General features: G+C 67.3%; 12 protein-coding genes. 4 read left to right on the top strand and 8 right to left on the bottom strand.

What is annotated here, in order from left to right:
• Positions 1-31 precede the first annotated feature (31 nt).
• The 4 genes from ACW176_RS15585 to mazG all read left to right on the top strand — a co-directional run bounded on the left by ACW176_RS15585 (position 32) and on the right by mazG (position 3836).
• Positions 32-958: a glycerophosphodiester phosphodiesterase family protein gene (locus ACW176_RS15585; RefSeq protein ID WP_492109780.1), complete on the top strand. Its 927-nt coding sequence runs from the start codon at positions 32-34 to the stop codon at positions 956-958.
• Between the two features lie 129 nt (positions 959-1087).
• Complete coding sequence (locus ACW176_RS15580) at positions 1088-1582, top strand: hypothetical protein (RefSeq protein WP_419317103.1); 495 nt, start codon at positions 1088-1090, stop codon at positions 1580-1582.
• Positions 1583-1663: 81 nt separating this feature from the next.
• The gene (locus ACW176_RS15575; RefSeq protein ID WP_492109779.1) at positions 1664-3046 is read left to right on the top strand and encodes an MFS transporter; all 1383 of its coding nucleotides are present in this window, start codon (positions 1664-1666) and stop codon (positions 3044-3046) included.
• The gene (mazG, locus tag ACW176_RS15570; protein ID WP_492109778.1) at positions 3018-3836 is read left to right on the top strand and encodes a nucleoside triphosphate pyrophosphohydrolase; all 819 of its coding nucleotides are present in this window, start codon (positions 3018-3020) and stop codon (positions 3834-3836) included. Before ACW176_RS15575 ends, mazG begins: the two co-directional genes overlap by 29 nt.
• Here mazG and hflX read toward each other — a convergent pair.
• The 8 genes from hflX to dusB all read right to left on the bottom strand — a co-directional run bounded on the left by hflX (position 3833) and on the right by dusB (position 13675).
• Positions 3833-5167: a GTPase HflX gene (hflX, locus tag ACW176_RS15565; protein WP_492057403.1), complete on the bottom strand. Its 1335-nt coding sequence runs from the start codon at positions 5165-5167 to the stop codon at positions 3833-3835. The genes mazG and hflX overlap by 4 nt on opposite strands.
• 11 nt (positions 5168-5178) lie before the next feature.
• The gene (gene hfq, locus ACW176_RS15560) at positions 5179-5427 is read right to left on the bottom strand and encodes an RNA chaperone Hfq (protein WP_013079113.1); all 249 of its coding nucleotides are present in this window, start codon (positions 5425-5427) and stop codon (positions 5179-5181) included.
• A 157-nt stretch (positions 5428-5584) separates the two neighbouring features.
• Positions 5585-6448 carry a D-amino-acid transaminase gene (locus ACW176_RS15555; protein ID WP_492109777.1) on the bottom strand — a complete coding sequence of 288 codons (864 nt, stop codon included), beginning with the start codon at positions 6446-6448 and terminating at the stop codon, positions 5585-5587.
• Complete coding sequence (ntrX, locus tag ACW176_RS15550) at positions 6449-7837, bottom strand: nitrogen assimilation response regulator NtrX (protein WP_492057405.1); 1389 nt, start codon at positions 7835-7837, stop codon at positions 6449-6451.
• On the bottom strand, positions 7834-10074 hold the full coding sequence (locus tag ACW176_RS15545; RefSeq protein ID WP_419317115.1) for a sensor histidine kinase NtrY-like: 2241 nt from the start codon (positions 10072-10074) through the stop codon (positions 7834-7836). Before ACW176_RS15545 ends, ntrX begins: the two co-directional genes overlap by 4 nt.
• A 57-nt stretch (positions 10075-10131) precedes the next feature.
• Positions 10132-11553 carry a sigma 54-interacting transcriptional regulator gene (locus tag ACW176_RS15540; protein WP_419317117.1) on the bottom strand — a complete coding sequence of 474 codons (1422 nt, stop codon included), beginning with the start codon at positions 11551-11553 and terminating at the stop codon, positions 10132-10134.
• Between the two features lie 2 nt (positions 11554-11555).
• Positions 11556-12671, bottom strand: a complete 1116-nt coding sequence (locus ACW176_RS15535) for a two-component system sensor histidine kinase NtrB (RefSeq protein ID WP_419317119.1) — start codon at positions 12669-12671, stop codon at positions 11556-11558.
• Positions 12668-13675 (bottom strand): tRNA dihydrouridine synthase DusB, encoded by a 1008-nt coding sequence (dusB, locus tag ACW176_RS15530; protein WP_492109776.1) that lies wholly within the window; start codon positions 13673-13675, stop codon positions 12668-12670. Before dusB ends, ACW176_RS15535 begins: the two co-directional genes overlap by 4 nt.
• Between the last annotated feature and the right edge of the window lie 24 nt (positions 13676-13699).

Below are 13699 nucleotides of genomic sequence, written 5' to 3'. Positions count from 1 at the left end.
CTGACCGACTCGCCAATCCGGAGTGAATTTCATGCGTTTCCTGGCTCTTGGCCTGACGGTTTCGATGTCGATCCTGGCCGGCTGCGCGACGCCGCCCGGCGCCCCGGATGCGGTTCCGTTGGCGGCATTCTTCGACTGCGCGCGCGACAGAGGCGTCCTGATTTCGGCCCACCGTGCGGTGCTGGACGACACCACGCCGGAAAACTCCCTGGCCGGCATTCGCGCCACCGGCACAGCCATCCGCCCTGCCCTCCTCGAGATCGACGTGACCAGGACCCGGGACGGCGCGCTGGTGCTGATGCACGACGAGACTCTGGATCGCACCACCACGGGCCGCGGCCGCGTCACTGACAACACCCTGGCGCAGCTGCGCGCCACGCGCCTGATCGACGGGGCCGGCAAGGTCACGGAGGCGCCGCCCCCCACCTTGCGTGAGGCGCTTGATGCGGCGGGCGCGGTCGGCGCGATCGTGACGCTGGACTTCAAGAGTTCGGGCGCGGACGGCGACGTCCTCACCCGGCAGGTGATCGCCGAGACCCGCGCCGCGCGCGCCCAGGGACGGGCGGTGCTGATCGTCTACAACGACGCGGACGCCCTGCGCCTGGCGCCCCTGGCCCCCGAGATGATGATCTCCGTGCCCGTGTCCGGCCTGGATCATCTGGCCAGCCTGACCCGCGGCGGGCTGCCGGCCCATCGCATCCTGGCCTGGACGGGAACCCGCGCCGAGAACCCGGCGCTGTGGGCCGACCTTCGCAAGGCCGGCGTGGAGCCGATGTTTGGAACCCTCGGCGCGCCGAGCCGCCGCGCGGACGACCGCTACGCGGCGGACGGCAATCCCAGCGAGTATGGCGATCTGGCCAGGGCCGGAGTCGCGGTGATCGCCACCGATACCCCCAAGGTCGTCAGGGCGGTGCTGGCGCAGGCGGTCGGCGCGCCTGCGGCCTGCAAGCTTGGCTAATCCTCACCCGCAACCTCGGCCTTGAGGGGGGATCCGAACAAACGTTTGGGATGGGCTCAACGGGCTCTGGCGTTTTGGTCCGGTTGGCCGCACAGTTTCAGCAAGGGGATCAGATCCGGAGTTCCGACGATGAAAATCTCACTTGTGATCCTGGCCCTGGGCGCGACGATCGCTGGCCCAGCCCTCTCGGCGCCCAAGGTCGCGACGGTTCGCGTCTCGATCGGACCCGACCTGGCCAAGAAGACCCAGACCCTGGATGCGCGCGAGTTCGACTATCTGACCCGCGAACTGAAACGCTCGGTCGAGAAGAGACTTGATCGTTCAGGCGCTCTGGATCCGGCCGGCGGTGAGCTGGACCTCGTCATCGAAGACGCCAGGCCCAATCGTCCCACCCTGCGGGAAATGAGCGCAAAGCCTGGCCTTTCCTATCAGAGCTTCGGCGTCGGCGGGGCTCGGGTCAGTGGTGAATACCGGGCCACTTCGGGCGCTCGCACGCCCGTGGCCTACAGCTGGTACGAAACCGATATTCGCTGGGCCCAGTACAATGGCACCTGGAGCGACGCAGACGAGGCGTTCGACCGGCTGGCCGTTCGATTGGCCAAGGATGAGTTCGGCGCCCACTAACGCCGCCCTAAAGGGCGGCCACGCCCAATGAGTTCAAGAGGCGGGATCCAACCCGCCGTGTTCGGGAGAGGATTACGCGGAATGACCGATCGACCATCATCCTGGTCTCTAGCGGCGTTCGCCGCGCCCTGCCTGCCCCTTGCGGCGCTGGGCCTGCCGCTGGTGGTCTATCTGCCGGAATTCTATGTCAGCGAACTGGGCCTGTCGCTGGGCGTAGTCGGCGCCGCCTTCCTGATTGTCCGGCTGATCGACATCGTCTTCGACCCATTCATCGGCGGCATCATGGACCGCACAGGAACCCAGTGGGGGCGGTTCAGGCCCTGGCTGGTGGCGGGCTCGCCCCTTGTCATGCTGGGCGCGTTCGGCCTGTTCATGGCCCAGCCCGGTATCGGACCCGTGTATCTCTGGCTCTGCCTTATCGTCGTCTATGCCGGCTATTCGATGATGGCGCTGTCCCACACCGCCTGGGCCGCCGTGCTTTCGACCGACTATCAGCAGCGCTCGCGCGTCTATGGCTGGTGGCAGGCCGGCAATGTGGTGGGGATGATCCTGGTGCTGACCCTGCCGCCGATCATCGCCCTGGCGTTCAAGGGCGATCACGCTGCGGGCATACGCTCGATGGGCTGGTTCATCGTCCTGCTGATCCCCCTGACCGTGCTGCTGGCGACCCGCACGGTCGGCGAGCGCCAGGCGCCCGTCGTGCGGCATCGTTCCGGCATCACCCAGTATTTCGCACTGCTGAAGCGCAGCTCGACCCGCAAGCTCCTGATCGCCGACCTGCTGATGGGCCTGGCGCCGGGCATCGCCGGAGCCCTGTTCTTCTTCTTCTTCGAGCGCATCAAGGGCTTCGACAAGACCGAGGCCGGCATTCTGCTGCTGATCTATTTCGTGGCCGCCCTGGCCGGCGCGCCGCTGTGGCCGATGCTGGCCCGGCGGATCGGCAAGCATCACGCCCTGGCCGTGGCGTCGGTTGTCTATGCTGTGGTTCAGGTCTGCGCGGTGCTGACGCCCGCCGGCAATACGTGGGCGGGCATGCTGGTCCTGATCCTCGCCGGCCTGCCCTATTCCGCCGCGCCCTTGCTGGTCAGGTCCATGATGGCCGACATCGGCGACGAAGAACGCCTGGCCAGCGGCGCCGACCGGACGGGGCTGCTCTATGCCCTGGTCAGCGGCACCGTGAAGTTGGGCCATGCCCTGGCCATCGGCGCCTTCCCCTTGCTGGCCCTGTTCGGCTTCGACCCGAAACTGCCCACCCCGGTGGGCGAAACGGCTCTGATCGCGCTCTACTCCGTGGTTCCAGCCGCTATGGGCCTTGTGGTCGCCGCCGTCATGCTGCGCTATCCGCTCGACGCGACTCGCGTCGCCGAGATCCAGCGCCAGCTCGCGGCGCGGGACGCGGCGACGCCGTCGCACCACGAGCCTGAACCGGATACGCATGCCGCCCTCGCCACCCCCGCCGAGTGACGTCGAACACCCGCTGTTCGCCCTGATCGAGATCATGGCCCGCCTGCGCGATCCCGTGGGCGGTTGCCCGTGGGACCAGCAGCAGACCTTCGCCAGCATCGCGCCCTATACGGTGGAGGAAGCCTATGAGGTCGCCGACGCCATCGAGCGCGGCGACCTGGGGGATCTGAAAGAGGAGCTGGGAGACCTGCTTCTGCAGGTGGTCTTCCATGCCCGCATGGCCCAGGAGCAGGGCGCGTTCGATTTCGCCGGCGTGGCCGCGGCCATCTCCGACAAGATGATCCGCCGTCACCCGCATGTGTTCGGCGATCATGCCTATGACGACCAGGCCGCCCAGACGGCCGGCTGGGAAGCCCTGAAAGCCCAGGAGCGCAAGGCCAAGGCCAAGACGGGCGTTCTGGACGACGTGCCGGCGGGTCTTCCCGCCCTGACCCGTGCGGTGAAGCTGACCAAGCGCGCCGCCCGCGTCGGCTTCGACTGGCCTTCGACCAAAGAGGTGCTGGACAAGCTGCGCGAGGAGATCGCCGAACTGGAAGTCGAGATCGAGGCCGGCGACCGGGCCAAGGCGCGCGAGGAACTGGGTGATCTGCTGTTCGTCTGCGCCAACCTGGCCCGCAAGCTGGATGTCGAGCCCGAAGACGCCCTGCGCGCAACCAACGCCAAGTTCAGCCGCCGCTTCGCCTATATCGAGGCGGCGCTGGCCAGGGACGGGCGAACGCCCGATCAGTCGGACCTGGCCGAGATGGACTCGCTGTGGGACGCCGCCAAGGCGGACGAGAAGAAGACCTAGCCGGCGACCATCACGAAGGCGTCGGGAAACTGGCGCTCGAACCGGCCCAGCGCCTGGGTATCCAGGCGTGCGACGATCGTCACGCCGCCCTCCGCTTCGTCCTCGCGGCTGAGCACGCGGCCGTTGCGATAGATCCAGGCCAGGGCTTCGCCCTCCCCCGCCGCGATCCGGATGGCGATGGGCGGGGAGTCGTCGATCAGGCCGCTGATGCGCTTGAGCAGCGCTTCACAGCCCTCGCCCGTGACCGCCGAGACGGCCGAGGCTTCGCTGCGTCTGGCGCTGCCTTCAACCTCCTCGCGGTCCTCTTCGGGGACGAGGTCGATCTTGTTCCAGACCTCGACCACCGTCTTGCCTTCGTCGAAGGTGACGCCCAACTCGGCCAGCACCGTCTCGACATCGCGGGCCTGGGCCACGCTATCGGGATTGGCGATGTCGCGGACGTGCAGCACCACGTCGGCCTCCTGAACCTCTTCCAGCGTGGCGCGGAACGCCTCGACCAGTTCGTGCGGCAGGTCGGAGATGAAGCCCACCGTGTCCGACAGGATCGCGGGGCGACCGTCCGGCAGCTTCACCGTCCGCAGGGTCGGATCCAGGGTGGCGAACAGCATGTCCTTGGCCAGGACTTCGGCCTGGGTCAGCCGGTTGAACAGCGTCGACTTGCCGGCATTGGTGTAGCCCACCAGGGCCACGGTCGGGTACGGGACCTTCTTGCGGGCCTTGCGATGCAGGGTGCGGGTGCGGCGCACCTCTTCCAGCTCGCGCTTCAGCTTGAGAATGTTGTCGGCGATCAGGCGCCGATCGAGTTCGATCTGGGTTTCGCCGGGACCGCCGGTGTTGCCGGTGCCGCCGCGCTGGCGCTCAAGGTGGGTCCAGGTGCGGACCAGGCGCGAGCGTTCATAGTCCAGCCGCGCCAGTTCGACCTGCAGCTTGCCTTCGCGCGTGCGGGCGCGGCGGGCGAAGATCTCTAGGATCAGACCGGTCCGGTCCACGACCTTGACGTTGAGCCCGCGCTCCAGATTGCGCTGTTGCACGGGCGTCAACTGATCGTCGAACACCGCGACGTCGATCTTCTCGACTTCGCAGATCGCCGCGAACTCCTCGATCTTGCCCTTGCCGAACAGCGTCGCTGGCGTGACCACGCGCAGGGGCGCGATCACCGTCTCGACGACATTCAGATCGAGGGCCAGCGCCAGGCCGACCGCCTCCTCCAGGCGCGACTGAGGGTCACGCGCCAGGGCGGCGGCCGGGCCTCGCAGAGGCCGCACCGGGTGGATGACGAGCGCCTTAAGAACCGGCGCGGCGTGGTCTACGGATTTTGAGGATTTGGACAAGCGTCTCTAATTCAATCGTCGGAGTCGGCGCTCGGCTCGTACAGCTGGACGGGCTGGGCCGGCATGATGGTCGAGATGGCGTGCTTATAGACCAGTTGCGACTGGCCGTCGCGACGCAGCAGGACGCAGAAGTTGTCGAACCAGCTGACAACGCCCTGAAGCTTGACGCCATTGACGAGGAAAATGGTGAGCGGCGTCTTGGACTTGCGCACGCTGTTCAGGAACGTGTCCTGCAAGTTTTGTTTCTTCTCGGCAGACATGGGGGTTCCCCTCTTATTGTTTCGGAGGGCAAAGCACCCTCCACACAAACAAGTTCATGCTAGATCATTTTCCACTGAACGCGATCACCATTCGGTGGAAAAATGCGCCCTGCGTCGAATTCGCGCTGTTTCAGACCAGTCGTTTTCGACCTTTCCGTCAGACGGCTTTTTCGCGTGCGCGCTGGATATAGAGACTCCGAAGTCGCGTCGCCACCGGGCCAGGCGCCCCATCGCCAACCTTCACGCCATCGACGCTGACGATCGGCATCACCAGGGTGCCGGCCCCTGTGATGAAGGCCTCCCGCGCGCCTTGCGCCTCGGCGATGGTGAAGGGCTTTTCGTTGATCGGCAGGCCCGCTTCGCGGATCACCTCGAAGAGGGTGGAGCGGGTCACGCCGTGCAGGATGTTGGCCTGGGTGTCGCGCGTGCGCAGATGACCTTCGGCGTCGACGATCCAGGCGTTGGAGGACGCGCCCTCGGTCACCAGCCCAAGGTCATCGACGAACCAGGCCTCGATCGCGCCGCGCTCACGGGCCGTCTGCTTGGCCAGGGCGTTGGGCAGCAGACCGACCGACTTGATGTCGCAGCGGCCCCAGCGGTTCTCGGGAACGCTGATGACCGCCGCGCCCTGCGCCGCCTTGCGCTCGGCCAACTGAGGATCGGTCGACTTGGCCGTGACCACCATGGAGGGCGCAACGGCGGGATTGGGAAAGGCGTGGTCCCGACGGGCGACGCCGCGCGTCACCTGCAGATAGACCAGGCCATTGCGCACCATATTGCGGCGCACCGCTTCGCGAAGCACGACGGTCAGGGCCGCCTGCCCCATGGGATGGGCGATGCGTAGGGAGTCCAGGCTGCGCCAGAGCCGGGCGAAATGGCCCTGGGCGTCGGCCAGCTTGCCATCGAACACGGCCCAGACTTCATAGACGCCGTCGGCCAGCTGAAAGCCGCGATCCTCGATATGTACGGCAGCCTCGCCGTGCCGGACGAAGCGGCCGTTCACATAGGCAAAACGCGACATCTATTCTTCCTCGTCCGCCCGCGCGCCAGCGACGCCCAGGGATTTGAGCTTGCGGTGCAGCGCCGAGCGCTCCATGCCGATGAAATTGGCGGTACGCGAGATGTTTCCGCCAAAACGCAGGATCTGGGCGTTCAGATATTCGCGCTCGAACAGCTCCCGCGCCTCGCGCAGCGGCAAGGCGATGATCCGTTCGGCCCCGATCGCGCCGGCGTGGCCGGCCGAAGGCTGCTCGGCGCCGGCCAGCATCTCGGCGGTGATCAGCTCGCCGGGCTCGCCGGCCGCCAGGATCAGCATGCGTTCGACGTTGTTGCGGAGCTGGCGGACATTGCCCGGCCAGGTCTGCACCTGCAGCGTCGCCAGCGCGTCGTCGCCCAAGCGGCGACGCGGCAGGCCGGTCGCCTCGACAATGCGGTCGATGAAGAAGCTGATCAGTTCCGGAATGTCTTCGCGGCGCTCAGACAGGCCTGGCACCCGCACGGGCACGACGTTCAGGCGGTGAAACAGGTCCTCGCGGAACCGTCCCGCCGCAATCTCGTCGCGCAGGTCGCGAGAGGTCGAGGAAATGACGCGGACATCCACCTGAACGTCGCTGTCGCCGCCCACGCGGCGGAAGCGTTGCTCGACCAGCACCCGCAGGATGCGGCTCTGGGTCTCGCGCGGCATGTCGGCCACCTCGTCGAGATAGAGGGTGCCGCCGTGGGCCCGCTCGAACACGCCGATCTTGCGCGGACGACCGCCCTCGCCTTCCTCGCCGAACAGCTCAACGTCGAGACGTTCGGGGGCCATGCCGGCCGCGCTGACCGCCACGAATTCCTGCCGGGTCCGGGCGCTGGCGCCGTGGATCAAGCGGGCCACGAGCTCCTTGCCCGCACCAGGCGGTCCGGAGACCAGCACCCGGCTATTGGCGGGAGCCACCTTGGCGATCATCTGGCGAAGGGCCTGGGCTGCGGCCGATTTTCCCATCAGGCCGTCAGAGGTGAAGCTCTGGGCGCGCAGCCTGCGGTTCTCGCGCTTGAGGCCTGCCGCCTCCAGCGCACGCTCGACCACCAGCAACAGCCGATCCGACTTGAACGGTTTTTCCAGGAACTCGTAGGCGCCGCGCTTGATGGCGCTGACGGCGGTCTCGATATTGCCGTGGCCTGAGATCATGATCACCGGCAGGTCAGGGTCGAGCTCCTTGACCATGTCGAGCAGTTCAAGCCCGTCCATGCCCCCGCCCTGCATCCAGATGTCCAGCACCAGCAGAGCTGGTTTGCGGGCGCGCAGGGCCGCCAGCGCCTGATTGGAATCCGCGGCGGTTCGCACGGCATAGCCCTCGTCCTCGAGGATGCCGGCCACGAGGTCGCGGATATCGGCCTCGTCGTCCACAACAAGCACGTCAGCGCTCATATCATCTCCTCAACGCCACCGAGGGCCGCGGCGGGCAGCCGCGCGGTCGTCGGAAATTTCAGGATCACCCGGGCTCCGGGCGCTTGGTGGGCATCGGTCAGGACCAGAGTTCCCTCGTGGTCCTCCATGATCCGCTTGACGATCGCCAGGCCAAGGCCTGTGCCCTTCTCGCGGGTCGTTACGTAAGGCTCGGTCAGGCGATCGCGATCGCGGGCCGGAAGGCCGACGCCGTTGTCCTCGATGATCACGCTAAGACCCTGGTCGTCGGTCACCAGGGTCGCGGTGATCCTGCCGGCCGGTTCAGGGGTGATGTGTCGCCGCGCACCGACCGCTTCGCCGGCGTTCTTGAGGATGTTGGTCAGGGCCTGACCCACCATCCGCGCGTCGCACTGGATGAGTACGTCCTCGCCCGGCTCAATCAGGACGACCTCGATCTCGGGATCCACGAACCGCTGGGCGAAGACGCCCTGGCGCAGCATCTCGGTCAGGTTGGCCGGCTCGAAACGCGGCGCGGGCATCCGCGCGAACGCCGAGAATTCGTCGACCATCCGGCCGATATCGCCCACCTGGCGGATGATGGTTTCGGTGCAGCGGTCGAAGGTCTCCAGATCGCTGGTGATCTCCTTGCGATACTTGCGCTTGATGCGTTCGGCCGACAGCTGGATCGGGGTCAGCGGGTTCTTGATCTCGTGGGCGATCCGCCGGGCGACGTCCTTCCAGGCGGCGTTGCGCTGGGCGGCAACCAGGCGGGTGATGTCGTCGAAGGTCAGGACCAGCCCTTCGGCGACATGACCGGCGCCGCGCACGCGCAGTCGGCGGGTCTCGCCGTCGCGCACCAGATCGATCTCGACCTCGGCGTCAGACCGCCCCTCCAGGATGGTCTCGACAACGATATCGAACTCGGGCGCGGCCGCGATGAGGTCCAGGCCGACAGCGTCTTCCTGCAGACTGAGTAGGGTCACAGCGCGACGATTCAGGGCCGAGATCCGTCCCTGGGCGTCCAGGCTGACCACCCCGGCGCTGACACCTGACAGCACCGTCTCGATGAACTGGCGTCGGGTTTCGGCGTCAAGACTGGCGGTTCGCAACGCCGCCTGCTGAACCTGAAGATCTGTGGTCATCATGTTGAAGGCGTTTGACAATGCCCTGATCTCATCAGGTCCGACCTCAGCGTCAACCCGAGCATCCAGATCGCCCGCCGACACCCGTCCGGCGGCTTCCACCAGTCCGGCGACGGGGCCGGCGATCGAGTTGGCGGCGGCTATGCCGACCCAGACCGCAGCGACCAGCACCAGCAGCGCGGTTTCCACATAGCTGAGGCCAAAAATGGCCTGGATCCGCCCCCGGCTCCGCTCGGCGTCGCGATAGGAGATCAGCGAGTCTTCAGCCTCGATCAGGTGACTCAAGATCCCCGTGTCGATCGGACGAACCACATAGAGATAGGCGTCGGGAAACGCCTTCAGGCGATAGAGCGCGCGGAACAGGTCCGATGACACGAAGCGCTGCGCCATCGCTTCGCCGGTATCCGTGCCCTGAAAGGTCGACGGCGGCGGCGCCAGGAAGGCGGGTGCGCCGGGCATCTCGGCCCGCGCCAGAATGCGCCCGTCGCGGTCGAGCACATAGGCGGCGGAAAAGCCACTGTTGGCGGTCTCGCCGGCCAGGAAATGGCTGAACACCACCGGCGACTGCGAGATGGCCGGCGCGGCCTCGTTCAGGTTGGCGGCCATCGGGCGAATATGTTCGCTGATATAGTTCGTCTGTTCGGCGACATAGGATCGCGCCACCTTGGCCGAGTTCTCGACCACGGTCCTGACCCGCTGGCTGAACCAGCCCTCGACCCCGCGATTGACCAGGACGCCGAAGAACAGCGCCACGATCACGGCGGGGGCCACGGCGGCGAACGAGAACAGACCCACGAAGCGCAGATGCAGGCGCGCGCCGGCGTCATTGGCCCGGGCGTCGATCATCTCGAACAGGCGCAGACCGACCACGGTGGCGATCGCCAGGATCAGCACCAGATTGAAGCCCAGCACGATCAGGATAGCGGTGCTGGCGGGGCTGATCGGCCCGCTTTCAGGCGGTGACGAGGCCAGCGCCACGCCCGTGACGGTCAGGATCACCGCCAGGGCATAGGCGCCGCCGATCACATAGCGCGATCGCAGCCGCTCCCGCCACCAGACCCAGCTGAACCGGGGCGGCGGGCTTTCGGACCCGAATGCGGACATGACGGACGCCATCCGGTCAGTCTAGAAGTGGGTGTGCCCCAAAATCAACAGCTATGTGCCAAATAAGCTTCAGCGCCGTCCGCGGGTCATCTCCACACCCAGGTCCTGGATCTTCTTGCGCAGGGTATTGCGGTTCAGACCAAGGATCTCGGCGGCCCTGACCTGGTTGCCGCGGGTGGCCGACAGGGTCAGCTGGATCAGCGGGCGCTCGACCTCCTGCAGAACCCGGTCGTACAGACCCGCCGCCGGAACGCCGTCAGGCTGGTCGGCGAAATGACCGGCCAGATGACGCTCCACCAGCATCGACAGGGTGACAGGCCCCTCTTCCGACCGAACGGCCGGCGTGTGGTCCTGAAGCTCGCGATCGACGATCCGGGCGGTGATCAGCTCCTCGGCATACAGGGCGCACATCCGTCGGATCAGGTTTTCCAGCTCGCGGACATTGCCGGGCCAGGAGTGGGCCTTCAGGCGATCCAGAGCGCTGGAATCGATGGTCTTGGACGGCAACCCCTCCCGCGCCGCGCGCAGCAGGAAGGTGCGGGCCAGGTCCGGAATGTCCTCGGTGCGATCGCGCAGCGGCGGCAGGCGCACGGGCGCCACATTGAGCCGGAAGAACAGGTCCTCGCGGAACAGGCCCTGCTGGATCAGCCCCCGCAGGTCGCGGTTGGTGGCGGCGATGATCCGCACGTTCGGCCGGCGCCCGGTCTTAGGATTGAGCACCGGCTCGGTGCCGTCGATCACGCGCAGCAGGCGGGTCTGGGCATCCAGCGGCATGTCGCCGATTTCGTCCAGGAACAGGGTGCCGCCGTCCGCCTCGATCAGGCGGCCCAGATCGCCCTCACCGCGCCCGAACAGCTCGGTTTCGACCCGCTCGCGGGGAACCGCCGCCAGGTTGATGACCACGAACTTGCCGTCGCGACGGCGTCCCAGTTCGTGCAGGGCCCGGGCGACCAGCTCCTTGCCGGTGCCGCTTTCGCCCAGGATCAGCACCGTCAGGTCGGCGCCGACCAGGCGCGCGATGGTGCGATAGACCTCCTGCATCGGCGCAGAGCGGCCGATCAGCGGCAGGCGTTCGTCGCGCATCGCCCGCGCCTGGGCCTTGGACGCCTCTGCGTCTGCCGGACGCGAAAGGGCCCGGCGCGCCGCTGCGGTGACGTCGTCAAGGTCGAACGGCTTGGAGATGTATTCGAACGCCCCCGCGTCGGCGGCGTTGACCGCCGTCAGCAGCGTATTCTGGGCGCTCATCACGATGATCGGCAGCTTGGGCCGCTCCTTGCGGATGCGCGGCAGCACGTCGAACACGTTCTCGTCGGGCATCATCACATCGGTGACAACCAGGTCGCCCTCGCCGTCCATGACCCATTTAAGCAGGGTGGTGGCATTGCCTGTGGCGCGCACCTGATAGCCCAGCCGGGTGAAGGCCTGGCTGAGAACGAGCCTCACCGACGAGTCGTCGTCGGCGATCAGGATCTTCTTGCTGGCGGCATTCATGCTTACGCGTCTCCGACGGAAGGTGCAGGCGCCACGGGCAGCAGCACGCGAAACACAGTGCGGCCGGGCTCGGACTCGAAATCGATCAGGCCGCCATGGGCGGTGACCAGCTTGGTGACCAGGGCCAGGCCAAGGCCGGTGCCGTTGGGCTTGGTGGTGACGAAAGGCTGGAAGAGATGGTCGCGCAGGCTCTGAGGCACGCCGGGACCGTTGTCCTGGATCCGGATCTCGATGGGCGCGCCGCTGGCGGCCTTGCCGTCGGCGCCGCGAACCCGAACGCCGGGTCGCCAGGCCGTATGGATCGAGATCGCGCCGCGCCCGTCGCCGCGCATGTGAGCCGCTTCGGCGGCGTTCTTCACCAAGTTCAGGAAGATCTGGATCAGATGATCCTCATCGCCCCACACCGGCGGCAGCGAGGGGTCATAGGTCTCGCGCAGGGTCAGGCCATCGGCCACGCCATTGGCGACCAGGGCGCGAATGCGGTCCAGCACCTGATGGATGTTCACGGCCTCGCGCGGCGTCGGCAGGTCTTCGGAGAAGGCCTCCATGCGATCGACCAGACGGCGGATGCGGTCGGTCTCGTCGACGATCAGCTGGGCCAGCGGCTGGTCGGCGGCTGAGGCGCCGGTCTTGAGCAGCTGGGCCGCGCCGCGAATGCCGGCCAGCGGGTTCTTGATCTCGTGGGCCAGCATCTTGCCGAGCCCGACGACCGAGCGAAGACCGGCGGCGTCCGCGCCGCGATCCACGCCCAGCACGCCTTTGACATGCAGGGTCAGCAGCACCGAACCATCGCCCAAAGGCGCGGCGGCGCCATCGGCTTCGAAGGGCGGCTGGCCGAAGAGATTGACCTCGACGCCATGCTCGCGAACCGGCGCGCCTTCGAAGATCGCCCGATCCAGCAGCGAGACCAGAACCGAGCCCGGCGGCAGGGCGGCGCGGAAACGACCGCGCGCCAGCAGCGACAGGCCGTGGCCAAAGAGCGCCTCGGCGGCTTCATTGACAGCCACCAGACCGCCCTTGCTGTCGACCACCAGCGCCGGCTCCGGGCTGAGGTCAAAGGCGGCGGCTTTCAGCGCCTCGGGCGCCTTGCCGCTCAGAACACGGGCATGGTCGCTCATGCGGCGATCCTCCGGTCTCCCAGCCAAAGGCGCGTCAGAGCGCCTTCGACCAGTTCAGGTTCATCCAGACGGCACATCGTGGCGCGCGCGGCGCGGCGCGCCTCGGGCGTCTCGGGCCATGGCGCGGCTTCGATGTAGGAGGCCAGGTGCTTGCGGAACATTTTCAGACCCAGGGGCTGGCCATAGAAATCCAGGCTTCGGCGGAAATGGGTGAGAGCGATCGCCAGCCGTTCCTCGGCGTCGGGCTCGACAAAGGCGCGGCCTTCCAGCGCCGCCTCGATGGCCCCGGCGATCCACGGGCGACCATAGACGCCGCGACCGATCATCACGCCGTCGGCGCCCGACTGATCCAGCGCCATGCGCGCGCTGGCGCCGTCGACGATGTCGCCATTGACCAGGACCGGGATCGACACCGCCGCCTTGACCTCGGCGACAGCCGACCAGTCCGCGACGCCCTTGTAGAACTGACTGCGGGTGCGGCCATGAACCGTGATCGCCTTCGCGCCAGCCGCTTGGGCCCGGCGCGCGATATCGGCGGCGTTGCGGGTGTTGTCGTCCCAGCCCAGGCGCATCTTCACCGTGACGGGCACAGTCACCGCCTGGACCGCAGCGGCGACCAGGGCTTCGGCCAGATCCGGATCGCGCATCAGGGCCGAGCCGCACTGCTGGCCGCCGGAGACTTCCTTGGCGGGACAGCCAAAGTTCAGGTCGACGATCTCGGCGCCGGCCTCGGCGGCCATGCGGGCGCCCTTGGCCATCAGAGCAATGTCGCGACCGACCAGTTGCACCACCATCAGCGGCAGCCCTTCGCCCACGGCGGCGCGACGCACGACGTCAGGCCGCCCCCGCGCAAACTCGGCGCAGGCCACCATCTCCGTCGCCACATAAGGGGCGCCGAGCGCCGTGGCCGTTTCTCTGAAGGGCAGATCGGAAATGCCGGTCATGGGCGCGATCCACACGCGCCCAGGCACTTCCACTCCGCCGACCTCGAGCTTGTTGCTCATTTTGTAATCATCCCCGACGCTGTG

The organism is Caulobacter sp. FV1ye13L (assembly GCF_058681155.1).
This window is presented reverse-complemented; position numbering and strand designations above follow the sequence as displayed.